We start from the raw sequence: 25,504 nt of genomic DNA on the forward strand, positions 1-25,504 counted from the left end.
TGTTAGTTTTTTCAGATTTAGCTTAGCTGTAAGAAGCGCACGGATGCAAAAAACGAAATAATTCTTCTTCAGTGTGTTTTTTAATCGGTTATTTTTTGTTAACGTATGGATGGTCTTAAAAAAATAACGATAAAGAAGACGAGAACAATGGGAAACTTATTTTTACGTGAAAAAGAAAATTGGTTCGCTTGGTCAATTTGGGGCATAATTGGTGCTGTAGTCACTTTCTTTGTTGCTATGGCGACTAATCAACCTCATTATCTAGGCTTGTCTGCAGTAGTTGTATTACTCTTCCTTACATGGTGGATGCAAAGCACTAAACGTTTCGATTTTGGTCGCGCCTTTAAAATATGTTGTTATGTTTTAACGCTCACTTGTTTACCGGCATTCGTGTTAGTCATCATACCTAGTTATAACCTCAATAAAATTGATGTGATTGTTCAAGGCTCTGGCTTTGCACTTGTCAGCCTGATTGTTTGTCTGGTGTGTTCTTTAATTGCAAAACGCCCGAAGCAGTATTATTGATAGTTATAGATTTTAGTTTTTTAAAGTTTTTTACAATTAAGGCTTTACAACGTACGCAGTAAACACTATTATGCGCGCCGTACGGAGAGATGGCAGAGTGGTCGAATGCACCGGTCTTGAAAACCGGCAGGGGTTTGTAGCCCCTCTAGGGTTCAAATCCCTATCTCTCCACCATTATTTAAAAAACCGCCTACAGGGCGGTTTTTTGCTATCTGGAGATAAGTAATGTCAACAAGCGAGTCTTCTTTTACACCAATACGTTTTGTAAAACATGTTTTACTTTGGTGTATCTTTTCTTATTTTTATCACAGCGGAATCAACGTACTCGTTGCCATGGCCCATGATGCACAACCTGATTACGGATTATTATCTTCAATAGCTTATGGAATAGGCTTTAATGTATTAGTTGGTCATCTCATTGGTAAATACGACAAACACTGGCCTACTATCGCAGCCTTTGTAATTTCTTCGATAGGGCTTATTGTTGTGCCTTTAATCATGTTAGGCAAAGAGGGCTTAATGAGTGGCTTTTTTATTGCATCGATGATCGCCACTTTACCAGTTGCGACTTTCGTTATTGATAAAATAAAGCTGCGAATTAGTGCAAACACTGAGCAAACGCAGTAAAACTAGGCGATATTCGTTGTTTTTTTATGTTAGTATGACCACGTCTTTTAACTAAATAAACGTGAATTAAAACATGTCAGATAATTTTACAACAGACGCTGAAAAAGCAAGTTACGGTATTGGTTTACAAATGGGTGAGCAATTAAAGGCGAATCCATTTGAAGGTTTAAACTTAAACTCTGTATTTGAAGGTATGAAAGACGCATACACTGGTAACGATTTCCAAGTTGAAATCCCAGCAATTCAAGCAGCATTTGAGAAAATCAACGCTGAGATCCAAGCTCGTCGTGAAGAAGAAGCTAAAGTTCTTGCAGCTGAAGGTATTGCATTCTTAGAAGAAAATGCAAAACGTCCTGAAGTAACAGTAACTGAGTCAGGTCTTCAATATGAAGTACTTACTGCAGGCGACGGTGAAAAGCCAACTGCAGATTCAACTATCCGTGCACATTACCACGGTACACTAATCAATGGTACAGTATTTGATAGCTCATATGAGCGTGGTCAACCAGCTGAGTTCCCTGTGGGCGGTGTAATCAAAGGTTGGACTGAAGCGGTACAAATGATGGGTACTGGTTCTAAGTGGCGTTTATACGTACCACACGAACTTGCTTACGGTGAGCGCGGTGCTGGTGCAGCAATCGCTCCTTTCTCAACGCTAATCTTTGACGTTGAGCTATTAGATATCATCTAATTGATTTCTAATACTACTCGTAATAATACTTGGTCATTTTAAGGGTTAAATCTATCGCTAACTGCGTTAAAATTTCTCATTTAGAACTACTAAATAATGATTTTTTGCCTTTTATCAACGATGTTTTTATTGCCTCAAAATAGATTACTTAATTAAACGAGTTGCTATTCAGACATAAAAAAACCTGCTTCTAAGCAGGTTTTTTTATGTCTGAATTTAATACTCAATTAGCTATTTGATTCAGCGAATTCTTTACACGCAGCAGTGTCTTCACATTCACCGTATAGGTAAAGAGAATGGTTTGTTAGTTTGATGCCATTCTCTTTGGCGATCTCTTCTTGACGACGTTCGATAGTGTCGTCTTCAAACTCAACAACCTTACCACATTTAAGGCAAACTAAATGATCATGGTGAGTGCTACCCGATAATTCAAATACTGATTTTCCGCCTTCGAAGTGGTGGCGAGATACAATACCTGCATCATCAAATTGATTTAGAACACGGTAGACAGTTGCAAGACCAATCTCTTCGCCTTTGTCTAAAAGAATTTTATAGACATCTTCAGCGCTGATGTGTTGGTTGTCTGGAGATTGTAAAATCTCTAAAATTTTAATACGAGGCAGTGTTACTTTTAACCCTGCTTTTTTTAATTCCAAGTTGTGATCAGTCATTCAATCTGTCTCAATTTTATTTAGTTATACTAGGCATCATTAAGATGCACACGACACATTAGCAACTGTTAGAATAACGTGCCTAGTTACTAAGTGCAAAGAACAATTCGTCTTGTTGCTGTTTTTTTGAACAAAAATGAACTGGTTGTGCATCTTTACATCAGCTAGTAAATGCGAGTAGTACTTGTTATTAATCAGCAAGTTCTGCTAAACACATTTCTTCATAAACCTGAGCACACCAGTCTTTAACACGCTTTTCTGTAAGTTCTGGTTGACGGTCTTCATCAATACCTAAGCCAACAAAATTGCTGTCATCTATAAGAGCTTTTGATGCTTCAAAGTCATAACCTTCTGTAGACCAATGACCAACAACGATTGCACCACGCTCAGTTACGATATCGTTGATCATACCCATTGCATCTAAGAAGTATTCAGCATAGTCTTCTTGGTCACCGCAGCCGAAGATAGCTACTAGTTTACCTTCAAAGTCAACTTCTTCTAATTCAGGGAAGAAGTCATCCCAGTCACATTGAGCTTCACCGTAGTACCAAGTTGGAATACCGAATAACAATAAATCGAATTCAGCAATCTCTTCTTTTGAACTTTTTGCAATGTCATGAACTGCAACTAGCTTTTTACCTAATTCCTTTTGAATCATTTTAGCTACATGTTCAGTATTGCCTGTGTCACTTCCGAAAAAAATACCTACGCTTGACATGGATTTAAAACCTTCTATCTATCAATAGCCAATCTTTCTTGTAAAATTGTTTCAATCAACGCGCTACGGCTAATATTCTGCGCATCTGCCATATCGCTTAATGCTTGATATAACTGTGATGAAACCTTAAATTCTACACGCTTTAAACCACGTGCTTTATCTCGCTTTATTTGATTACGTTTATTTACTTTTAATTGCATGTCACGAGGTAGGGGATTCGTTTTAGGTCTACCTGGACGTTTTTCGTATTCAAATAAATCGGGTGTTGTTCTATCTGTTTCTGACTTTGCCATGTCTAGCCCACACCTGCGCCTTGCCAGAAGACTTGAATAAGCCCTTTCGCTATAAACCCAGAACAGCCTAAAAATAGCACTAACCAAACGATGTATCGGCCAAATCGTGGTACATCACCTTTTTTAAGGACATCTTGAATTGCCATTCCAATAAAAAAGAAAATACCAGCTAAGCCAAAATACAACCCTAAGGTATCAAATTCGTTAATTAACTGACTGACCATCAACGTATAAACCTTTAAATTAAACGGCGCGTACTATAGCACAAAAATTTGTAATAATTTAGTGCGCACGATCAAAAACAGCGAATTTTATCAGCGCAATTATTGTGCTAAAAAATCGCTGATTGCTTTATTAACGGCAAGTGGTTTTTGCGCATGTAGCCAATGACCTGCACCATGAATAATTTTTGCTTTAGCATTAGGAAATAAAGCCATAATTGCGGGTCGATGCTCAGCTAAAATGTAATCTGAATCATTACCTTTGATGAACAAAGTATCACATAAACAAGAATCATTTTCACCAACTCGCGCTAAAATATTTTCATACTGCTGATATAAAACCGCTAAATTAAAGCGCCATTGGTATTTGCCTTCGTCATTCTTAGCAAAACTTTTCAATAAAAACTGACGGACACCCATCTCATCAATGTGTTTTGCAAGAATCTCATCAGCGGTTTTTCTATCAGTTACATTTGACTCTGCCACCTCATTGAGGCCTGAAAAAATAGCGCTATGACGGGGGGCATTGGCAACAGGAGAAATGTCTAACACCACAAGTTTATCGATGAGCGACGGATGATTAAGTGCTAATTGCATGGCAACTTTACCACCCATTGAATGCCCAATGATGTGAGCCTTACTTATATTTAAATGTTTTAGTAATTCACTAACATCATTAGCCATTGCGTGATAATTCATTGTATCACTGTGAAAAGATCTACCGTGGTTACGTAAATCAATATTGGTAACCCGGTAATTTTCAGCTAAGGCTTTTGCAATTACATTGAGGTTTTCAAGCGAGCCAAACAAACCATGGATCAATACAACGTCTGAACCTTGACCCAATTGTTGGTAGTTTAATAGCATTTTCAACTCCTAATTTTAATGGCAGTATTTTGCCTAGTGAAATTACAAAATGCAAAACATAGAGAATTGCTGCGAGCTTAGGTATAATCATTGAGAACTTTTAAAATGTGACCCGTAAAGACAGGAATAACATGAAAAAAATCGACATAGACGACGAGTTATATCAATACATTGCAAGCAACACGCAAAGTATTGGTGAAAGTGCATCAACCATTTTACGTCGTTTATTAAACCTCTCTGATGGCGCCAATGCCCCAGTTGAAACAACTACTAAAACTGAACAAGAACACCCAGTTGTTGAAGTAAAAGAAGAAGCAAAACAAGAATCAAGTCTCGAACCAAGCGACGAAAATGTTGACGAGGCTGCTGAAACTGTCACAGCATCGACACAAGTGAAAGGTAATGTGTTTAATGTATTAAACAAAGAAGAGCTAGCAATGCAAAAAGGTGTTGTTGGTCGATTCTTATTTATACTTGCTGCTTTATACAGAACACATAAGAAAGATTTTGCTAACGTACTTGAAATTAAAGGCCGTGACCGTGTTTATTTTGCTACAAGCAAAGAAGCACTTCTTGAAAGCGGTAGCAGCATGAATCCAAAAAATATCACTGATACTGAGTATTGGGTGATGACAAATTCAAATACAACCAGAAAAAAAATGATGCTTCACGAAGTGGCACTGTGCTTAGGCTATAGCGCGGATGAAGCAGAAAAAATTCGTGATTACTTATAATCCATAAGGAAATAATATGGCGATTCATCCTGATGCAGGTAAACCTGCACCGCAATCAAGCTTAGTGAATGTACCAAAACTGATCTCGGCTTATTACTTAAATGAACCTGATCTGGAACAAAACCCAGAGCACTGTGTTGCTTTTGGTACTTCTGGCCATCGTGGTTGTTCGTTCGATGTAAAATTTAATGAATCGCATATTTTAGCGATCACACAAGCAATTTGTGATTACCGTAAAGAAAATAACATTTTTGGCCCACTATTCCTTGGTAAAGATACCCATGCATTGAGTGAAGCCGCTTTTAACTCTGCAATTGAAGTACTTGTTGCAAACGAAGTACAAGTCATCGCACAAGAAAATGATGATTACACACCAACTCCTGTAATCAGTCATGCTGTTGTTTGTCATAATAAAGAAAACCCAAATGAATTAGCAGATGGGATTGTTGTAACACCTTCACATAACCCGCCAGAAGACGGTGGCTTTAAATACAACCCACCAAACGGTGGCCCTGCTGACACTGATGTGACTAAATGGATTGAAGACAGAGCGAATCAATTACTTTTAGAAGATTTAGTTGAAGTAGAGTTATTCCCTTATGCTAAAGCATCACGCTCGGGCTTTATTAAGTACCAAGATTTAATTACACCATATGTAGATGATTTAGTTAACATCGTTAATTTAAAAGCAATCAGCGATGCAAAAATCAAAATAGGTGTTGACCCACTTGGTGGTTCAGGTATCAACTTTTGGCCAGTCATTGCAGAAAAATATAATTTAGACTTAACGGTCGTAAATGAGTCTGTTGACCCTACGTTCTCATTCATGCCTTTAGATAAAGACGGCAAAATCCGTATGGATTGTTCATCTCCTTATGCAATGACAAACCTTATTGCATTAAAAGATGATTATGATATCGGTATTGGTAACGACCCTGATTATGACCGCCATGGTATTGTTACGCCTGACGGTTTAATGAATCCAAATCACTTTTTAGCTGTTGCGATTGACTATTTATTAAATAACCGTAACTGGTCAAAAGATGTCGCAATTGGTAAAACACTGGTATCAAGCGGCATGATTGATAAAGTAGTTGCACGTAATAACCGTGAAGTAAAAGAAGTACCGGTAGGCTTTAAATGGTTTGTAGAAGGCCTAAGCAAAGGTACCCTTGCTTTTGGTGGTGAAGAAAGTGCAGGGGCGTCATTCTTACGTTTTGATGGAACAGTTTGGAACACTGATAAAGATGGCTTTATTTTAGGCTTACTAGCTGCTGAGATTTTAGCGGTAACGGGTAAAACACCGTCACAGCTTTATAAAGAGCTTGAACAAGAGTTCGGTGCACCTATTTACAAGCGTATTGATGCTCCCGCTGATGCGCAGCAAAAATCACGTTTAAAAGCGTTATCAGCAGACGATGTAAAAGCAAACACCTTAGCAGGCGATGCAATTACACAGAAGCTAACCCATGCACCGGGTAATAATGCGGCTATTGGTGGTTTGAAGGTTGTTACCGAAAACGGTTGGTTCGCTGCTCGTCCATCGGGCACTGAAGACATTTATAAAATTTACCTTGAATCATTCAAAGGTGAAGAGCATCTAGCATTATTAGAAAAAGAAGCGAAAAAGCTGGTTGATTCAGTAATTAGCTAAATTCTTTTTTACCCTTTAAAACGGCTGAGATTCTCAGCCGTTTTTGTATTCTACTCTCACGTATTTTTAGGATAGAACTATGAGCTATTCAACTCCTTCATATCTCCAAAAATTAAAAAGTACTGGCGACTTTTTAACACTAACCCGAAACAATGAATTTTCACTAGATTCTTGTGCTTTTAAGCTTGAAAACGGCACTGATGTCACAGTTCACGATACTGGCATCATAGAGTTTCAACCAAAAGAGCAAACAAACAAAGATATTGTACTTTCGAGTGCGGTGCACGGTAACGAAACAGCACCAATTGAAATCTGTGACCAATTAATCAAGGCAATCATTACACAAGAACTTGTACTTAAACAGCGTGTATTGTTTATTTTTGGTAATCCAAAATCGATAAATATCGGTAAACGCTTTGTTGATGAAAACTTAAATCGTTTATTTAATGGTCATCACACTGTTGAGGGGGTTGATTCAAATCCTGAGCGAGTTCGTGCAAAGCTACTTGAAGATGTAGTTTCTGACTTCTTTGCAAGAGGCAACCAAGGTAGTGAACGTTTTCATTATGACCTACATACTGCAATTCGAGGTTCTAAAAATGAAAAGTTCGCTGTGTATCCATTCTTACATGGTAAACCGTGGAAAAAATCACAGCTGCAATTCTTACTTAGCTGTGGTGTAAACACTGTATTAATGATGAAATCAGCGGCAACAACTTTTAGCTACTACTCATCGTTTGTACATGGTGCTGATTCATTTACCGTAGAGCTTGGTCAAGTAAAGCCATTTGGCGAAAATGATATGTCACGATTTGAGAAAACCAAACAAACATTAATTGCATTAATTAGTCAGGAAACTGTTAATTACAAAGAATTTAATGCAGGGGATTTTGAGTTGTTTTCAGTTTATAGAACAATAAACCGTACTTGCGAAGATTTTAGTTTCCCATTTGCTGATGATGTCGAAAATTTCACCGGTTTTGCAAAGGGGGATTTATTAGCAACTGATGGTCAGACCAGATATGAAGCGGAAGTGGACGGCGAAGCTATTATCTTCCCAAATGCTGATGTAGCCTTAGGTCAACGTGCTTTACTTACAGTTGTACCAATGCAAGTTGATAGCAACTTTATTTAAAATCTCTGCATTATCACCCACCGATTTTTGGTTAACTATATGACAATAAAGAATTTATTTCGTTGTATAGTTAACTTTCCATGCGTTTTTAGCCATTTATCACCTATTCGTCTATGATTAGTTGAATAACAACTTACGTTAACGTAAAGTGACGGCAGTTTAATTTAATTAGATTGAATATTACGCAAACTTTATCCTTACAGCTCATGCTGATAAAAATAGTAATAAGGGCAGTGGCGTAGGTTTCTGACAACGAAAGAAGGTAGGTTATGAGTAATCCAAATAACGTATCGCTAAACATTAATCATGAACTGTCATTTATTGATGGTCACGCATTAACGATCCCTACATTAAGCATTCTTAATGAGGAAGGCGACATCCACGAAGGTGCAACCGCACCTGATATCGACAAAGCAACAGCAATCCGTTTATACGAGACAATGCGTTTTATTAGAGCGCTTGATGAGCGTATGCAAGCAGCACAGCGTCAAGGTCGAGTTAGCTTTTACATGCAATGTTTAGGTGAAGAGGCTGCTGTAACGGCATCGGCTGCAGCGCTTGACCAAAATGACATGATCATGGCCCAGTACCGTGAACAAGCCGCTTTACGCTATCGTGGTTTTAGCCTAGACCAATTCATGAACCAAATGTTTTCAAACGAAAAAGATTTGGGTAAAGGTCGCCAAATGCCAATTCACTACGGCTCACGCGAACTCAACTATATGACCATTTCATCTCCGCTTGGTACGCAAATTCCGCAAGCAACAGGTTATGCGTATGGTCAAAAAGTTCGTCACATTGATGCCCAAACAGGTGAGTTGAACAGTACGATTGATAACATCACCATTTGTTATTTTGGCGAAGGTGCGGCATCTGAAGGTGATTTTCATGCTGGTTTAAATATGGCTGCAGTTCATGAAGCACCGGTTATCTTCTTTGCGCGTAATAATGGCTATGCGATATCAACACCTGCAGATGAACAATTTAAAGGTGATGGTATTGCATCACGCGGTGTTGGCTATGGCATTAAAACAATTCGTGTTGACGGTGCTGATGCGCTTGCAGTTTATGCTGCAACGAAAAAAGCCCGTGAAATTGCTACTACCAAAGGTGAACCAGTTTTAATTGAATCGATTGCCTATCGTTTAGGTGCTCACTCAACTAGTGACGATCCTAGCGGCTACCGTACAAAAGACGAAGAAGCAAAACATAAAGGCTGTCCAATTGAGCGTTTCCGTAAGTGGTTATTAAAACAAGGTTGGTTAGACGTAGCGCAAGACGCAAAAGATAAAGAAACAATTCGTGAAGAAATCTTAGCGGCTCTTAAACGCGCTGAAAAAGTTGCAAAACCAGCATTAGAAGATCTTATTTCTGATGTTTATGATAAGCCAATTCCATCACTGCAAAAACAATACGAAGAATTAAAAGAGCACATTTTGCAGCATCCTGATGCTTATCCAACAACTGCAGGGAGATTAAAGTAATGGCTAAAATGAACATGCTTCATGCAATTAACTCTGCCCTTGATATCACCATGGCAGAGCATCCAAATGCATGTATTTTTGGTGAAGACGTTGGCTATTTTGGTGGTGTATTCCGTGCAACATCAGGCTTACAAGAAAAATATGGTAAGCACCGTGTGTTTAATACACCATTAACTGAGCAAGGTATTTTAGGTTTTGCTAATGGTCTAGCTGCTTTTGGTGCGCCTGCTTTAGCTGAAATTCAATTTGCAGATTATATTTTTCCTGCATTTGACCAAATCGTAAATGAATCTGCTAAATTCCGTTACCGTAGTGGTAATGAATTTAATGTAGGCAACCTAACAATTCGTACTCCTTATGGCGGTGGTATTGCGGGTGGTTTATATCACTCACAATCACCGGAAGCTTATTTTGCTCATACACCGGGTTTGAAACTTGTTGTGCCACGTAACCCTTATCAAGCAAAAGGTTTGCTTCGTGCATCAATTAAAGATGATAACCCAGTTATTTTCTTTGAGCCAAAACGCTTATACCGTGCATCAACAGGTGAGGTACCAGAAGAGGATTACAGCATCGAGCTTGGTAAAGCAGAAGTCATTCAAGAGGGTACTGATGTTACTTTGCTTGCTTGGGGTGCACAAATGGAAATCGTTGAAGATGCCGCTAAAAAAGCAGCAGAGCAAGGAATTAGTTGTGAAGTCATCGACTTACGAACTATTTTACCGTGGGATGTTGAGACAATCGCTAAATCAGTAACCAAAACCGGTCGTTTAGTGGTTAGCCACGAAGCGCCAATCACAAATGGTTTTGGTGCAGAAATCGTTGCAACAATTCAACAAGAGTGTTTCTTACACCTTGAATCGCCAATTGCTCGAGTGTGTGGTTTAGATACGCCATACCCATTAGCACTTGAAAAAGAATATGTGCCAGATGCACTTAAAGTGCTTGCTGCGATTAAGCAATCTGTAGAGTTTTAGGAGTCAGTATGTCTAAAGATTTTATCTTGCCAGATATCGGCGAAGGCATCGTAGAATGTGAAATTGTTGAATGGTTAGTTGCAGAGGGCGATTCTGTAAAAGAAGATCAGCCAATTTGTGACGTCATGACCGACAAAGCGCTTGTGCAAATTCCAGCTGTCCATGATGGTGTGATCAGTAAGCTTTATTATGCAAAAGGTGATATTGCTAAAGTACATGCACCATTATTTGCGATGGATGTTGATGGTGAAGCACCTACGCAAAACGAAGAAGCTCAAGCTCCAGTTGAAGCAGCCGCAATACCTGAATCTGGTGAACATTTAGAAGATTTCATTTTACCTGACATCGGTGAAGGTATTGTTGAGTGTGAAATCGTTGAGTGGTTAGTCAGCGAAGGTGATGAAATCGTTGAAGACCAAGCTGTGTGTGATGTAATGACAGACAAAGCATTGGTTCAAATTCCGGCTAAATATACAGGTAAAGTTGAAAAGCTTTATTATAAGAAAGGCGATATTGCCGCTGTTCACAGTCCATTATTCCAAATGAGCATTGTAGGCCAAAACTCAGAGCCTGATGTAAGCTCTGCGGTAGTTAAAGCGCAAACAAATGCAGCGACTAAACCAGCACAAAAGCCTGTGTCTGCATCAAATGAGACTAAACAACTTAATAAGAAAGCAGTTGCTTCACCAGCTGTTCGTCGTAAAGCACGTGAACTTGATGTAGATTTAACGCAAGTACCAGGCTCTGGTAAAAATGGCCGAATTTACAAGCAAGACATCGAAGATTTCTTAAACGAATCACCAAGCCAAGCAGTAACACAACAAGCTGCTCCTAAAGCGGCAGAGCCTGTAAAAACTGCAGCATCCACAGCTGGTGGTAGTCATGTTGAGCCTATTAAAGGCATTAAAGCGGCAATGGCTAAGCAAATGGTTGCGTCAGTATCGACAATTCCGCATTTTACTTTTTGTGATGAAATTGACCTGACAAAATTGATTGCTATGCGAAGCGAACTTAAAGAGCAGTATAAGCAACAGGGCGTTAAGTTAACTATGATGCCATTCTTTATCAAAGCTCTATCGCTTGCAATGAAGCAGTTCCCAGTACTTAACTCACAAGTGAATGATGATTGTAGTGAGCTGACTTATTTTGACGACCATAACATTGGTATGGCGGTTGATTCTAAGATTGGCTTATTAGTACCAAATGTTAAAGCATGTCAGTCAAAGAGTATTGTTGATGTTGCAAATGAAGTTACGCGCTTAACTGAAGCAGCACGGGATGGACGTGTATCACCAGATGATTTAAAAGGCGGTACAATTAGTATCTCTAACATTGGTGCTATTGGCGGCACAATTGCAACCCCGATCATCAATAAACCAGAAGTGGCCATTGTTGCATTAGGTAAGTTACAACATTTACCTCGTTTTGACGAACAGGGTAATGTGGTTTCAGCAGCCATTATGCAAGTAAGCTGGTCTGGCGATCATCGAGTGATTGATGGCGGAACAATTGCCCGCTTCAATAACTTGTGGAAGTCTTATTTAGAAGATCCTGCAAAAATGATGATGGCTATGAGCTAACATTATTAATAAATAAAAAACCAGCCTCGGCTGGTTTTTTTTATAGTATTTAATTTATATTTTAAAGACCGTAATAGTACAATCCATAACCGAGTAACAGCGCAGGTATTGTTGAATAGACTGTCGCCATTAAAGCTGCTTTTGGTGCTAATGCGATGGCTGGGAAGAGAGCATCGCCATCATTTGATATTGCATTTGCTGCCATCGCACTAAATGGGATAATGCCTTGAATATAAAGTGTCATTACGACAATTTGCGGCCCACAGCCTGGTAACAAACCTATTGCTACAGCTACCAAGGGAGCAAGATAAGCATATTCAGAAAACCATGCTTTTAAATCAACACCTAGCAAATTAACTAAAACTTCAAATAGCATGAAACTGGCGACAACCCATGCTGTAACAAAGTGCGTGTCCATTAACACTTTCGTGAGCTTTGAAGGTGGATTGCATGGAGCTTCTTCGCTGGTCACTTGTTTATAACTGCTGCCTTTAGATGAAAGAGCCCATACAACTACAGTAAATAGCGCCATGATTGAACCAAATAGGGTAATGCCATGATTAATACCATTACCAAATACGCTAAGCTCGGTATTGGTGGCAATAACAATAGCAACAATCAAGCTTGGCATTAAGGCAAATTTCCAAACCGGGCGGCTAAATATTAAAGCTTTTGGTTGGCATTGAGGTTGTTCGCTGAAGTCACTGGCCTGCGTAGGTTGAAACTTATCTGATTTATGAAATGTATTAACCACCTGTCCGCTAATTACGCCTACACTAACACCGATTACCATCATTAATAACCCATCAAGAGGGCGGGTTGCTAATAACAAAAATGCAGCATCACCCATGGTTGCTGTTAATACTGCGACCACAGAGCCAAAGCTAGCTTGTTTTTTGGTAAATTGGGTAACTACAATAATGGCACCTCCACAGCCAGGTAAAGCACCTAAAATTGACGCAAAACCGATTTCTAGGATGCCTGATTTAGCTCGTAAATAGCTGAGCTGTAATTGAGGTAGCCGATCAATCAAGTAGTAATAGATTAATAAAGTGGCTGCAACAAACACAGATACTTGAAAAAAAGCATCACTTAACGCTTGGAGGGTAAACTCACGGCTTGCTGGTATTGCCAAAGAAATTAGCAATAATAGGGGTAAAAATAAGCGTTTATTGTCCGTAATATAACACCTCACTTTATGGGTGGAATACCTCGTTTGTGTTAATGAGAGCATACAGTGCAACCTAAAAATTAATCAGGTTACACTGTATTACCGATTTAAATGAAAATCAATCTCATTTGCAGCTATTTGCGTTGAAACTCAGAGCTCGCATTCCAGGTCGGCCATTCTTTACGCTCTGAAATATCAAAACCTACTTGATAGAATAACTGAAGATCCTGAACGGCACCTGATAAATCCCATTCATCACGGTAACGATCGCAAGGCTGATGGTAACAACCGCGAAGAACTAAGCTCATACGCTTACGGTAATTTGCTGTTTCTTCATCAAGGGCTTCACTGCCGCCGCCAGCATACATTGCTGGTACACCCATGTTTGCAAATGCAAAGTGATCAGAACGATAGTAACCACCCGAAGACGGTTTAGGATCGCCAGATACAGTTCGGCCTTGTGCTTTAGCAGCTGTTTCTAACAAGCTATCCATTTCTGATTTGCCGATACCAACAACACTGATATCTTTCACTTTACCTAATAGATTTAAGCTATCCATGTTGATGTTTGCAACAGTTTGAGAAGCTGGGATCACTGGGTTTGCAGCGTAATATTTTGATCCAAGTAGACCTTGTTCTTCAGCGGTTACTGCTAAGAAAGTCATTGAGCGGCTAGGGTGCTCAGGAAGGCTAGCAAATGCTTCTGCAACTTCAATTAAGCCTGCAGTACCTGTCGCGTTATCGTGGGCACCATTATAAATTTGGTCACCTTTACGTGTTTTATCTGTACCAAGGTGATCCCAATGAGCTGAGTAAATGATGTGCTCGTCTGGCTTTTCGCTGCCAGGTAACGTTGCAATGAAGTTATATGAAATTGACTTTTTAATCGTGTTATTTACTTCAACGCTAGCTGTTAGGTCGCCCATATCAATATGGTAAGCACCTTTTGCAGCATTTGCTTTCATAGTATCGAAATCTAAACCTGCTTTTTTGAATAGCTCTTTGGCAACATCAGTTGTTACCCAGCCTTCAACAGCAACACGATCCATGTTGTTATTTTCTTTTTGGAAACCAAATTGCTCACCGCTCCAAGAGTTTTCAACAACTGACCATGGGTAAGAAGCTGGTGCTGTTTCGTGGATAATAATTGCACCAGCTGCACCTTGACGACTTGCTTCTTCATATTTGTATGTCCAGCGACCATAATAAGTCATGGCGTCGCCAGTAAATAAATCTGGGTTTTTAGTCGCATAACCTGGATCATTAACTAGCATTACAACTGTTTTGCCTTTTACGTCTATGCCTTCGTAGTCGTTCCAGTTGTACTCTGGCGCATTTACACCATAACCAACGAATACTAATTCAGAATCTTTAATGCTTTGTTTAGCACTAATACGGCTACTACCCATTACCATATCTTTTTTATACTGATAATCTTTGCCGCCAATGGTAAGTACCATGTTTGAGTCTGCTTCAAGTGAAACAAGCGGTACTTCTTGTAAGAAGCTATCACCGTTACCAGGCTCAAAACCCAATGCTTTAAATTGGTCAGTTAAATAGGCAAGCGTTAGCTCTTCACCTTTCGATGATGGAGCACGGCCGCCGAATTCATCAGAAGCTAACACTTTAATGTGCTCTGCTAGTTGCTCTGAGTTGATGCTTTGATAGGCTTTTTCTACATCACCTGATGTGATACTTGTTGAAGCACAGCCTGCAAGAATGGAACTTGCAAGTACTGTCATTGGAAAATAGCGTTTCATAATAGCTCTTTTTTTGTTTTATGGTGGCATTAGTATATGAGGTTCTATTAATGAGAACCAGTTTTTACGGTAAACTACCCACAATACATCAAGAAGTTAAAAAATAAGCAATGAAACGATTTAGCGCACCAGAGCAATGGTCAACACAATACCTTACAACCGGTGCTTTTAGTGACCTAGCAACGCTGTTTAATATTGACAAATTATCGAATTGGCCGTCTTGTGACTGGTTTAATCAATATTTAAATGCCAAAACAACACAAGGCACAGTAATAAGCTTTGTAGAGGATGAAAAATTTGCCGACGAAACTCGTTATTATGAGCAAATTATTTATGAAACAGGGCAAGTACCAACAAGACAACAAAATTGGCACGACCTTTTTGGTGGATTTATTTGGTGTTTATTTCCAAAAACAAAAGCACTGATAAATCATCAACATATCGAAGAAATTAAACTGCATGGTCTAAAAGAGCGCAGCAAACACCGTAATGCTCTCACCTTATTCGACGAATGTGGTGTAGTACTGGCAATTACCGAACAAAGTTGGCAACAACAATTACGCGATCATCAATGGCATCAAGCATTTGTTACACAACGTGAGCAGTGGGGTAAAAATATTCGACCGTTCATGTTTGGCCATGCTAACTACGAGATGCTCACTCAGCCTTATATAGGTTTAACAGGGAAAGCATTATTTGTAATTGTACCCAATGACATATTTTGTAAAGATTTAAGCGAGCAATATGCGTATCTAGATCAACGTCTTTATGAGATGATTAAAGTAGATGATTGTTTACGTGATAATAAGAATTTATCTCCATTACCCTTGTTAGGTGTACCAGGGTGGTGGACTGAAAATGAAAATCCAGAATTTTACAGTAACACTGATTACTTTAGACCTAAACGAAGGAAACGCACATGATTGAAGTTGCAGGGCTTAAAAAGAAATTTAAGCTAACAAAAGATCATAAAAAAAATAAAACGGACAATGTAGACCCCCGCGAAGATAAAGAGTTTTTCCATTCTGTAAGAGACGTCAGCTTTAAATGTAATAAAGGTGAAGTGCTCGGCTTACTCGGCCCAAATGGTGCAGGTAAAACAACGACCCTTAGAATGATTTCAACAGCATTAAAACCAGATGAAGGCAGTATCACCATCTCTGGTCACGATATTGTTAAAAAGCCATTAGTTGGCCGCAAATCAATTGGTTTTCTATCTGGTAGCACTGGCTTATATGGGCGTTTAACGGTTAAAGAAAACGTAGAATATTTTGCCCGTTTACATGGCATGAGTAAAAAGGCGGTAGCGGCACGTTGTGATGAACTATTCAGCTTACTTGATATGCACAACTTCATTGATAAGCGTGCCGAAAACCTTTCCACAGGTATGAAGCAAAAAGCCAATATTGCTCGCGCTGTTGTTCATCATCCTGACGTGGTAATTCTCGATGAACCAACGACAGGTTTAGACATTATGACCACGCAAACTGTAATTAGCTTTATTCGTGGCCTTAAAGAGCAAGGTACTCCAGTCATTTTTTCAACTCACCATCTAGATGAAGTTGCATTACTTTGTGATCGCGTTGCAGTTATAAATCAAGGTATTAGTTGCTTTGATGGCACATTAGAACAGTTTAAACAAACTGGTCAAAGTGAGGAATTAAATCAAGCGTTTATGAATATTTTAACGGAGAGTCGTGATGTTTGAAGTATTTAAAAAGGAATTAAAAGAGCTGTTACGTGACCGTAAAACATTGATATTCGTTGTCGCACTGCCAGTTGCTATTTTCCCTCTTTTATTTGCTGTGATGGCATTTATTAGTTCACAAGCAGCACTCGAAGCTGAACAAGAAGTGCATACTTACGCCATTATTAATGGTAATTACGCGCAAGAATTTACAGATAAGGTGTTTTATCATAAGAGCTTCGCATTATATAAAGGCGACGAAACCTTTAATACGGTAGAAGATCTCACTAAAGCGGTTAAAGCGGGTACCATCGATATGGGTATCTATTTACCTTCAGACGCTGAGCAAACACTCGACAACGCTAAACAAAGTGAGTGGCAAGTTGTGTATAACGACGCTAAGGCGATTAACTTCTTATTTGACCGCGTTAAAGAACTTGCAAAAGAGTATGGTGATAAACTGCGTACTACTAAACTGTTAAGCTTTGGCGTATCAGAGCAGCAACAAGCCGCGATTATCGAGCCAATTAAAGTTGTTAAGGTCGATACTGCAGATAAACGTGAAAATCTGGGTGAAAAAATTGGCGGGTTTATTCCTTATCTACTTATTCCTCTCGTATTGATGGGCGCAACGTACCCGGCTATTGATTTAGGGGCTGGTGAAAAAGAGCGCGGTACACTCGAAACCCTTCTACTTACACCAATCACGCGCACACAGCTGGTGTTAGGTAAGTTTGTAACCTTGCTGGCTTCTTCAATTGCGACAACCACTATTACAGTTCTTAGTATGGGTGTGTGGATATCGGTGGCCATTGCTTTTGTAGATTTAGCGGTTGTTAAAAACGCATTTAGCTCTTTAACTGTATTAGATTTAGGGCTGATTTTTGTGTTGTTATTGCCTATTGCTGCAATCTTCTCATCATTAGCATTGGCTATTTCAATTTATGCGCGAACTTTTAAAGAAGCACAAAACTATATGGCTCCGCTAAGCATAGGTGTAATTTTTCCAATTATGATTGCGTTGATGCCGAATGTTGAGCTTACGAGCAAAACAGCCTTTATTCCTGTAACAAATGTAGCTTTGGCAATCAAAGAAATCATTAAAGGCACAGTCGATTACACACTAGTGGGTTTAATTTTCCTAGCAACAGTAATTGTGGCAGGGGCACTATTAGCATTTTGTGTTAAATGGTTTAATAAAGAAGATGTCTTATTTAGATAAGAATTTATTGATTTTACCTAATAATAAAGCACCAATTTGGTGCTTTATTTGTATATAGAACAGGCTAACTCCTTACTAATCCTTATTAACTAAAATTTTTTCTGTATACTCCACTTTAGTTATCATTCTCTCCTATACTCTAAAGCAGAGTAGCAATGAAGGCTTTCGATTCAATGGATTCTGGACATTCAGCGCATTTCTTCCAACGTAATAAACTACCAATACTAGCAATTTGTATACTCTTGATATTGGGCAGTATTGTTACAGTAAAATATGAATATGATCTTCGAGAAGAGGTATTTAGCCGCGCACTTGAACAGATGCAGCGAGAACTAGATAGAAAACAAAGTGTGTTTAAAACAAGTCTAAGAGAGAATGTTTCAGCCCTTAATTTCTTAGATTCCACCCCACCAGTACTCGCTATAATGCGTTCCACTAATGATAAACAGGTAGATCCGGTTTTAGGCACGCCTATTTCTGCTTGGAAATACCGCCTCGCAAAAATCTTTAGTGGTTTTATGACTACAGATAAAGAATTAGCGCAGGCGCGATATATTTATATTGCAGACAATGGCAAAGAAGTTGTTCGTGTTGATAATGTCAACGATCAGGTTATTAGAATTAGTGAAGAGAACTTACAGCATAAAGGCCATCGTGATTATATGCGAGTTGCTGCAGAGCTAGAAGATGGTCAAGTTTATATATCACCAATTAACTACAACCGTGAAAATGGACGATTACAACAGCCTTACGTTAGCACATATAGGATTGCTAAACTTGTAAAAGACACTGAAGGTAAGCCGTTTGCTGTTTTGATCCTAAACTATAATGCCGAAGACCTTATCAATAAGTTAACAAGTAATACTGCTAAAAAACTATCTGTGTATCTTTTAAATGCTCAGCAGCAATTTATTTATCACCCAAAGGAGTCGTATCGCTTTAGTTTTGAGTTGGACGACCCTCATTATTGGTCTGAAGAATTTAGTATCGATCAACAAATGAATGCCAATGATTTTTTTGATGTAATGAATCTTCCTGAAAAATTATATGCTCAGAAAACTATTGAGTTTGAAAATGACATTCACATGCAGCCATTGACTCTGGCTGTTTCTATAAAAACCGAGATACTCTTGCAAGAAATCAATCAAAAACGTATGAGGTTTATAAGCACTTTATGTTTAATGATTATTTCTGTATTAATACTATTTACTATCTATCAACGCGATATTAATAGAAAAATTGAGCTGAGTTTTCTAAAAGAAAAGAATAGTAAAATCATAGAAAACTCGACAGATGCTATCATTATGGTTCAGCCAAATGGAGTTATTTGCAATGCCAATGAAACAGCAAAAACGTATTTTGGTATCACCGAGCATTCAACCCACTTTGATACATTGTTTGATTATAATGAAGAAGATTTTCAAGGGGTTGGCGAAGCGATAAAAAAAGGGCAACGATCTACGTTTGAAGCTGTGCACATTAATGAACAAAACACGCATTATTTTTCGATCACAATGACACCTGTCTATGATGCAGCAAAACAACAATATCAAATAGCGGCCATACTTCGTAATATTGATTCACTTAAGTGTGCTCAACATCAACTTGAAAAGCTTAATACTACATTAGAAGAAAAAGTGAAAAGTCGCACAGCAGAGCTTGAAAAAGCCACCGAAGAAGCTCTTGCAGCAAGTAAAGCTAAAAGTGAATTTGTAGCTAATATCTCACATGAAATCCGCACCCCGATGAATGGGGTACTTGGTATGCTGGAAATGCTCGAAGAAGAGCCTTTATCTACTCAGCAAATGCAATACTTACATTATGCAAATACCAGTGCCAACTCATTGATGACACTGATCAATGACATTCTCGATTTTTCTAAAATTGAAGCTGGTAAACTTGATTTAGATAGTCATGAGTTTGATGTTGTTTCAGTGTGCAGTGATTTAATAACATCGATGGCCGTTCAAGGTCAGAAAAAAGGTATTGAAATACTGTTCGATGCTCATGCTATTACTAAGCGTACTGTAATGGGTGATAGCCACCGCTTAAAACAAATTCTCAATAATTTACTCAGTAACGCATTTAAGTTTACACATAAAGGTCATGTAAGCTTAACGGTTAAGGAACAGCTGCATTCAGACAATACGCTTTGCCTAAGCTTCGTTGTTGAAGATACAGGTATTGGTATTTCGAAAGCAAACCAAAGTAAATTGTTTGAAGTGTTTACCCAAGAGGACTCAAGTACAACACGGCATTATGGTGGCAGTGGTTTAGGGCTTTCAATAAGCCGAAAACTCGCTCAGTTGATGGGTGGTGATATTATCGTTGAAAGTGAAAAAGGAAAGGGCAGCCGCTTTTGGGCAAGTATTTGTGTATCGATAAGTGAGTCGTCAAAAGTGCCGCATCAAAGCAATGTACTGAATGATAAACAAGTAGGCTGTGTAATTCATTATGAATTACTGGCTAACAATGTTGAGCTGCAACTAGCGACACTAGGCCAGAGTCATAAAATAACGCATTTAACTGATGTTTCTGAAACTGATTTTAATGATTTAGATTTACTTATCATTGATCATAAACATCCAGAACTAAAGAATGTGTTGAGTTTTGCAAATCGCTATCCCGGCACCTGTGTATTAATTTTAGGTGTTATGTCATCACTTAAACAAAAAGAAACATTACCGAGCAATTGTACTGTTATTGCAAAACCTGTCACTCCTGATGAATTAGCCTATAAACTCGCGGTTTTATTTAATGACGATGATTCTGCTATTGAGCGTAAAAATACAGATACTAAAGAAATTATTGAGCTTGATTTAACATCTCGTTCAGTGCTTATCGTCGACGATAACATGATTAATATAGAGGTGAGCAAAGCCATTTTAAGAGATAGCCATGTTCATATTGAATCAGCCAGCGATGGTCTTGAAGCAATTGAGGTATTGAATAACAGCGAAACTCAATTTGATCTGATCTTAATGGATTGCCAAATGCCAAACTTAAATGGTTATGACTGTACTAAAGCTATCAGACAGGGCAAAACAGGTGATAAATACCAAGATGTCGTGATCATTGCCATGACAGCAAGTGCAATGGCGGGTGATAGAGAAAAATGTCTGAGTGTTGGCATGAATGACTATATCACCAAGCCAATTAAACAGGCCACATTGCGCAAAAAGCTATCAATGTGGCTGAAGTCTTAAGCAGCATCTTGGTTTTTATTAAACGCAGCTTTTGGTGTTAGTTTATTAATATCAGCAGAGTGAATCACTTTTTGTGTTTCACTCCAGTGCAGTAATTCAATACGCCCAGAGCTGTTTTCTACTAATGCAGTGCAGTTTTCAATCCAGTCGCCATCATTGCAATACAAAATTCCATCAACCACTTTAACGGCTGGGTGATGAATGTGCCCGCAAATGATGCCATCGACGACTTGTTTTTTTGCTTCGTGGATGGCCGCTTTTTCAAATGCATCAATTGCTTCACGTGCTTTATGCACTCGTGCTTTGATCCAAGAGGCTAATGACCAATAATTACCGCCAAATAAACGGCGAATGCGATTAGTCCAGCGATTTAAAAATAGTAAAAAGTCGTATCCTGCATCGCCTGCAATGCTGATTAATTTGTTGTAGCGAGTTGCTGAGTCAAAATCGTCGCCATGTAAAAGTAAAAACCGTTTGTTGGCTTTAGTTGTATGAATATATTGTTTATGTACTTCTATACCGAATAATGAATCATTAGCATAATGGCGAAAGGTTTCGTCGTGGTTACCCGGTATGTAGATCACTCGTGTGCCATCTTTCGCTTTTTGTTGAATAAGCGCTAACACATCATAATGACTAGGATGCCAAAAAAACTGTCGTTTCATTGACCATAAATCGACAATATCACCGACCAAATACAACACATCGCATTCAATCGCATTTAAAAAGTCTAGTAAATACTGCGCTTGGCAGTCTTTATAACCTAAGTGAACGTCGGAAATCCAAACGGCAGGATAGTGGGTTTTACTACTACAAGTGGTGTTATTCATGGCATTTACTCATGGTGTAATAAAGTAAATGCTAGGTAGAATCAATGACAGATAAAAGACGCTTTAGCGAAACATCTATGACAATTAATCCCAATCCGCAATAATACTTAATTAAGCGAATTGGTAAAATAAAACAAAAAAACCGCCGAAGCGGTTTTTTATATTTTGTATAGCTGACTTAATTAGCCTTTAACAAGTGCTGCAATTTCAGAAGCGGCACTATCTAAATCAAGCATTAGCTTTTCACCAGTATGGCGGTTTTTAAGCTCAACCTTGTTTTCATCAAGGTTACGCTCACCAATAACGAGTGTGAAAGGCACACCTAGTAACTCCATGTCGTTGAACATTACACCAGGGCGCTCTTTACGGTCATCAAATAACACATCTAAACCGGCATCTTTCAAACCTTTGTAAAGGTTATCTGCAATATCAGGAATACGATGAGACTTATGCATATTCATAGGTACGATAGCTAAATCAAATGGCGCGATAGGTTGCGGCCATTTAATACCGTATTGGTCGTTGTTTTGCTCAATAGCGGCAGCCACGATACGTGATACACCAATACCGTAACAACCCATTGTCATTACTTGGTTTTTACCTGTTTCACTCAAAACGCCTGCTTTCATTGCTTCTGAGTACTTAGTACCAAGTTGGAAAATATGACCTACTTCAATACCACGTTTGATTTGCAGTGAACCTTGACCACATGGGCTTGGGTCGCCTTCAACGATATTACGGATATCAGCCACTTCGTAGTTTTCTACATCGCGATCCCAATTGATACCACTGAAATGTTCACCATCTTTATTAGCACCTGCTACAAAGTCAGCCATTACGTTAGCTGTGCGATCAACAATAATTGGCATTGATAGACCGACAGGGCCTAAAGAGCCAGGTTTTGCACCAATCGCTGCAACGATGTCTTCTTCTTTTGCCATTTCAAGCGGTGAGTCTACAAGCGGATGTTTTTCAGCTTTTAACTCGTTTAATTCATGGTCGCCACGTAATACAAGGGCAACTAAACCACGTTGTTCGTTTTCATCTGGTGCGCCATACACGATTAATGTTTTAACGCCTCGATGAGGTTTAACACCATAGTGCTCTTTAAGCTCAGCAATTGATTTTGCATCAGGCGTTGGGAACGCTTTTAACTCTTTACTTGCAGCTGGGCGCTCTTCAGTCGGTGCTAATGCTTCTGCTTTTTCGATATTTGCAGCGTAATCACTTGCATCACTAAATGCGATTGCATCTTCGCCTGACTCTGCAAGGACATGGAACTCGTGTGATACGCTACCACCAATAGAACCTGTATCTGCAATAACAGGGCGATAATCAAGACCAAGACGCTCAAAAATGTTACAGTATGCTTTGTGCATTACTTGGTAGGTTTTCTCTAAACACTCATCACTTAAGTGGAAAGAGTAAGCATCTTTCATTGTAAATTCACGAGCACGCATTACACCAAAACGAGGGCGAACTTCGTCACGTACTTTTGTTTGTACTTGGTAAAGAGTAAGCGGTAATTGCTTATAAGAGCTGACTTCTTTACGAACAAAATCCGTGATCACTTCTTCATGAGTTGGACCTAGCGCAAATGGACGATTGTGGCGATCAGTAATGCGTAGCAATTCAGGTCCAAACTGTTCCCAACGGCCAGACTCTTCCCAAAGATCAGCAGGTTGGATAATAGGCATTAACATTTCGATAGCGCCGGCTTTATCCATTTCTTCACGTACAATGTTTTCTACTTTTTTAAGTACGCGTAGTCCAGAGGGCAACCATGTATACAAACCCGACGCAACGCGGCGGATCATGCCTGCTCGTAGCATTAATTGATGAGAAACAATTTCTGCATCAGACGGAGTTTCTTTAAGTGTTGCGAGTATATATTGACTGGTACGCATCTCTATTCCAAGTAGTGTTAAAATTATTATCGTTTACTCAAGACGTTTGAGTAATAACAAGCTGCTAAGTTTACCAGTGGAAGCACTGACACTAAAGCGCTATGTGTTAAAAAAAGTGTTAAAAAACTAGCATTTTTCAATGCTGGTCACTGTATTATGATTATCCTGAACATGCCACCTAATATTAAAATCATATAAGGTCATACCGTAGCTTTGCTCTGAGTCACGTTGCTTTTTGTATGCAGGGCGAGGATCTTGCTTTAATACATTGCTTATAAAGGCTTTTAATTCAGGTTGTTCGGTTTGTTTGTCAATAAACGCAAGAGCTTCATCACTAAACTCGACACTCATATCTGTTTCTGGTCGGGTATCGGCAAAACCAGCGGTGGCGTCGGTCATTGCATCTGAATACGGCAGGTAAGGCTTAATGTCCAAAATTGGTGTGCCATCGAGTAAATCAATACCTGATAGTAATAAGCTTAACTGACCATTTTTATACTCGATACCTTCAAGTTTTACAGCACTCATACCAATTGCATTTGGGCGGAAGGTGGCACGTGTTGCAAATACGCCTTTTCGTTCGTTACCGCCAAGGCGAGGGGGTCTAACCATTGCTGAGTAGCCTTTATCAGCGGTTTCATGAAATCTGAATAATAACCAAATATGGCTGAATTCATCGAGACCACGTACAAACTCTTCACGATTAAAATCGCTACTAAATACTAGCTTTGCTTTAGCTTCAGGAACCAAGCGAGGTTGGCGAGGTATAGCAAACTTTTGTTTGTATGGAGATTGAATGTGGCCGACGGCGGTTAATTGGTATTCGCTCATTGTGCAATGTCGTTAAGAAAATCTAACGACATTTTACATGCAAACACAAAAAAAGGCAGTCGAGACTGCCTTTTAAATATTTAGACTGTATAGTCTAAATTAAAACATGTATTGGAATGATACAGACGCTACATCCATATCTGGGTCAATGTCATCTTCTAACTTATAGCGCTCATATTCTAAACGTACTTGCACGTTTGTTGTAAAAGCATACTCAATACCTGCACCATAAAATACATCGCCGCCATCTGTGTCAGCACTAATGCTGCCAAGCTCGCCTAGATCTTGCTCAATTTCAGCGTCCCACTCTAGCCAACCACCTTTAGCATAAACAGAAAAGTTATCAGTAATTGGTGCTGCTAAGCGTGCCGCAAGAGAAACACCGTCAATTTCAGCTTTAGAATCGATATCACTTACTTCATCAAAATTTTGGTATGCAAGTTCAAGGCTAAGATACTTATTAAACTGAGTACCAATATAACCTTTTAGCATTTGCGAGTCGTCATCGAAGTCAGTGTCATTTTCGCTATCTTCAAACTCGAAAGAATATTGGCCATAGCCGATACCGGTATAAATACGCGGAGAATCCATTTCGGTAATATCTGCATGTGCTGCATTGTTAAAACCCAGTAGTGCTAAAGAAAGTGCAGAAATTGAAATTGCTTTAATCATTTAATAGCTCCTTTATAAAATAAATAAACGAATGTTTCGCG

24 protein-coding genes and 1 tRNA gene are annotated in these 25,504 nt (G+C 39.0%); 14 read left to right on the plus strand and 11 right to left on the minus strand.

Going from position 1 to position 25,504, the window contains the following annotated elements; genetic code table 11:
• The first annotated feature begins 147 nt into the window (after positions 1 to 147).
• The 4 genes from HYD28_10270 to HYD28_10285 all read left to right on the plus strand — a co-directional run bounded on the left by HYD28_10270 (position 148) and on the right by HYD28_10285 (position 1,843).
• Positions 148 to 525 carry a hypothetical protein gene (locus tag HYD28_10270; protein ID QLE09305.1) on the plus strand — a complete coding sequence of 126 codons (378 nt, stop codon included), beginning with the start codon at positions 148 to 150 and terminating at the stop codon, positions 523 to 525.
• Between the two features lie 83 nt (positions 526 to 608).
• A tRNA-Ser gene (locus tag HYD28_10275) sits at positions 609 to 699 on the plus strand.
• Between the two features lie 51 nt (positions 700 to 750).
• Positions 751 to 1,152, plus strand: coding sequence for a hypothetical protein (locus HYD28_10280; protein ID QLE09306.1), 402 nt, complete (start codon positions 751 to 753; stop codon positions 1,150 to 1,152).
• 73 nt (positions 1,153 to 1,225) lie between these two features.
• Positions 1,226 to 1,843 (plus strand): FKBP-type peptidyl-prolyl cis-trans isomerase, encoded by a 618-nt coding sequence (locus tag HYD28_10285; GenBank protein ID QLE09307.1) that lies wholly within the window; start codon positions 1,226 to 1,228, stop codon positions 1,841 to 1,843.
• Positions 1,844 to 2,070: 227 nt separating this feature from the next.
• Here the strand turns inward: HYD28_10285 and fur are convergent, their stop codons facing one another.
• The 5 genes from fur to HYD28_10310 form a co-directional block, all read right to left on the minus strand.
• Complete coding sequence (gene fur / locus HYD28_10290) at positions 2,071 to 2,514, minus strand: ferric iron uptake transcriptional regulator (GenBank protein QLE09308.1); 444 nt, start codon at positions 2,512 to 2,514, stop codon at positions 2,071 to 2,073.
• Positions 2,515 to 2,704: 190 nt separating this feature from the next.
• Positions 2,705 to 3,232 carry a flavodoxin FldA gene (fldA, locus tag HYD28_10295; GenBank protein ID QLE09309.1) on the minus strand — a complete coding sequence of 176 codons (528 nt, stop codon included), beginning with the start codon at positions 3,230 to 3,232 and terminating at the stop codon, positions 2,705 to 2,707.
• 14 nt (positions 3,233 to 3,246) lie between these two features.
• Entirely contained in the window at positions 3,247 to 3,525 is a 279-nt protein-coding gene (ybfE, locus tag HYD28_10300) for a LexA regulated protein (protein ID QLE09310.1), read from the minus strand.
• Positions 3,526 to 3,527: 2 nt separating this feature from the next.
• A complete protein-coding gene (locus HYD28_10305; protein ID QLE09311.1) occupies positions 3,528 to 3,749 on the minus strand; it encodes a DUF2788 domain-containing protein in 222 nt (73 codons plus the stop codon).
• Between the two features lie 99 nt (positions 3,750 to 3,848).
• Positions 3,849 to 4,613 (minus strand): alpha/beta fold hydrolase, encoded by a 765-nt coding sequence (locus tag HYD28_10310; protein ID QLE09312.1) that lies wholly within the window; start codon positions 4,611 to 4,613, stop codon positions 3,849 to 3,851.
• Between the two features lie 131 nt (positions 4,614 to 4,744).
• Here HYD28_10310 and seqA point away from each other — a divergent pair, with 131 nt between their 5' ends.
• The 6 genes from seqA to HYD28_10340 all read left to right on the plus strand — a co-directional run bounded on the left by seqA (position 4,745) and on the right by HYD28_10340 (position 12,177).
• Positions 4,745 to 5,347, plus strand: a complete 603-nt coding sequence (gene seqA, locus HYD28_10315; protein QLE09313.1) for a replication initiation negative regulator SeqA — start codon at positions 4,745 to 4,747, stop codon at positions 5,345 to 5,347.
• A 16-nt stretch (positions 5,348 to 5,363) separates the two neighbouring features.
• Positions 5,364 to 7,001: an alpha-D-glucose phosphate-specific phosphoglucomutase gene (locus HYD28_10320; protein ID QLE09314.1), complete on the plus strand. Its 1,638-nt coding sequence runs from the start codon at positions 5,364 to 5,366 to the stop codon at positions 6,999 to 7,001.
• Positions 7,002 to 7,080: 79 nt separating this feature from the next.
• The gene (gene astE / locus HYD28_10325; GenBank protein ID QLE09315.1) at positions 7,081 to 8,136 is read left to right on the plus strand and encodes a succinylglutamate desuccinylase; all 1,056 of its coding nucleotides are present in this window, start codon (positions 7,081 to 7,083) and stop codon (positions 8,134 to 8,136) included.
• A gap of 269 nt (positions 8,137 to 8,405) precedes the next feature.
• On the plus strand, positions 8,406 to 9,620 hold the full coding sequence (locus tag HYD28_10330) for a thiamine pyrophosphate-dependent dehydrogenase E1 component subunit alpha (GenBank protein QLE09316.1): 1,215 nt from the start codon (positions 8,406 to 8,408) through the stop codon (positions 9,618 to 9,620).
• Positions 9,620 to 10,597, plus strand: coding sequence for an alpha-ketoacid dehydrogenase subunit beta (locus HYD28_10335; protein ID QLE09317.1), 978 nt, complete (start codon positions 9,620 to 9,622; stop codon positions 10,595 to 10,597). Before HYD28_10330 ends, HYD28_10335 begins: the two co-directional genes overlap by 1 nt.
• 8 nt (positions 10,598 to 10,605) lie before the next feature.
• Positions 10,606 to 12,177, plus strand: a complete 1,572-nt coding sequence (locus HYD28_10340; GenBank protein ID QLE09318.1) for a dihydrolipoyllysine-residue acetyltransferase — start codon at positions 10,606 to 10,608, stop codon at positions 12,175 to 12,177.
• Between the two features lie 61 nt (positions 12,178 to 12,238).
• On the opposite strand, the gene HYD28_10345 is transcribed toward HYD28_10340, so the two are convergent.
• Together HYD28_10345 and HYD28_10350 are read right to left on the minus strand one after the other, a co-directional pair.
• On the minus strand, positions 12,239 to 13,411 hold the full coding sequence (locus tag HYD28_10345; GenBank protein ID QLE09319.1) for an arsenic efflux protein: 1,173 nt from the start codon (positions 13,409 to 13,411) through the stop codon (positions 12,239 to 12,241).
• Between the two features lie 71 nt (positions 13,412 to 13,482).
• On the minus strand, positions 13,483 to 15,108 hold the full coding sequence (locus HYD28_10350) for a M28 family peptidase (protein QLE09320.1): 1,626 nt from the start codon (positions 15,106 to 15,108) through the stop codon (positions 13,483 to 13,485).
• Between the two features lie 110 nt (positions 15,109 to 15,218).
• Between HYD28_10350 and HYD28_10355 the strand changes: the two genes are divergently transcribed.
• From HYD28_10355 to HYD28_10370, 4 genes are all read left to right on the plus strand, one after another.
• A complete protein-coding gene (locus tag HYD28_10355) occupies positions 15,219 to 16,031 on the plus strand; it encodes a DUF3025 domain-containing protein (protein ID QLE09321.1) in 813 nt (270 codons plus the stop codon).
• A complete protein-coding gene (locus HYD28_10360; GenBank protein QLE09322.1) occupies positions 16,028 to 16,816 on the plus strand; it encodes an ATP-binding cassette domain-containing protein in 789 nt (262 codons plus the stop codon). The genes HYD28_10355 and HYD28_10360 overlap by 4 nt, the downstream gene beginning before the upstream one ends.
• Complete coding sequence (locus HYD28_10365) at positions 16,809 to 18,017, plus strand: ABC transporter permease (GenBank protein ID QLE09323.1); 1,209 nt, start codon at positions 16,809 to 16,811, stop codon at positions 18,015 to 18,017. Before HYD28_10360 ends, HYD28_10365 begins: the two co-directional genes overlap by 8 nt.
• Positions 18,018 to 18,190: 173 nt before the next feature.
• Positions 18,191 to 21,223 (plus strand): response regulator, encoded by a 3,033-nt coding sequence (locus tag HYD28_10370; GenBank protein QLE10531.1) that lies wholly within the window; start codon positions 18,191 to 18,193, stop codon positions 21,221 to 21,223.
• Here HYD28_10370 and HYD28_10375 read toward each other — a convergent pair.
• The 4 genes from HYD28_10375 to HYD28_10390 all read right to left on the minus strand — a co-directional run bounded on the left by HYD28_10375 (position 21,220) and on the right by HYD28_10390 (position 25,463).
• A complete protein-coding gene (locus tag HYD28_10375) occupies positions 21,220 to 22,053 on the minus strand; it encodes a UDP-2,3-diacylglucosamine diphosphatase (GenBank protein QLE09324.1) in 834 nt (277 codons plus the stop codon). The two genes, HYD28_10370 and HYD28_10375, sit on opposite strands and share 4 nt — an antisense overlap.
• Before the next feature lie 182 nt (positions 22,054 to 22,235).
• Positions 22,236 to 23,960: a proline--tRNA ligase gene (locus HYD28_10380; GenBank protein ID QLE09325.1), complete on the minus strand. Its 1,725-nt coding sequence runs from the start codon at positions 23,958 to 23,960 to the stop codon at positions 22,236 to 22,238.
• A gap of 126 nt (positions 23,961 to 24,086) precedes the next feature.
• The gene (gene tsaA / locus HYD28_10385; GenBank protein ID QLE09326.1) at positions 24,087 to 24,791 is read right to left on the minus strand and encodes a tRNA (N6-threonylcarbamoyladenosine(37)-N6)-methyltransferase TrmO; all 705 of its coding nucleotides are present in this window, start codon (positions 24,789 to 24,791) and stop codon (positions 24,087 to 24,089) included.
• A 99-nt stretch (positions 24,792 to 24,890) separates the two neighbouring features.
• Complete coding sequence (locus HYD28_10390; GenBank protein QLE09327.1) at positions 24,891 to 25,463, minus strand: outer membrane beta-barrel protein; 573 nt, start codon at positions 25,461 to 25,463, stop codon at positions 24,891 to 24,893.
• Between the last annotated feature and the right edge of the window lie 41 nt (positions 25,464 to 25,504).

The organism is Pseudoalteromonas shioyasakiensis, assembly GCA_013391845.1.
Classification (GTDB): domain Bacteria; phylum Pseudomonadota; class Gammaproteobacteria; order Enterobacterales; family Alteromonadaceae; genus Pseudoalteromonas; species Pseudoalteromonas apostichopi.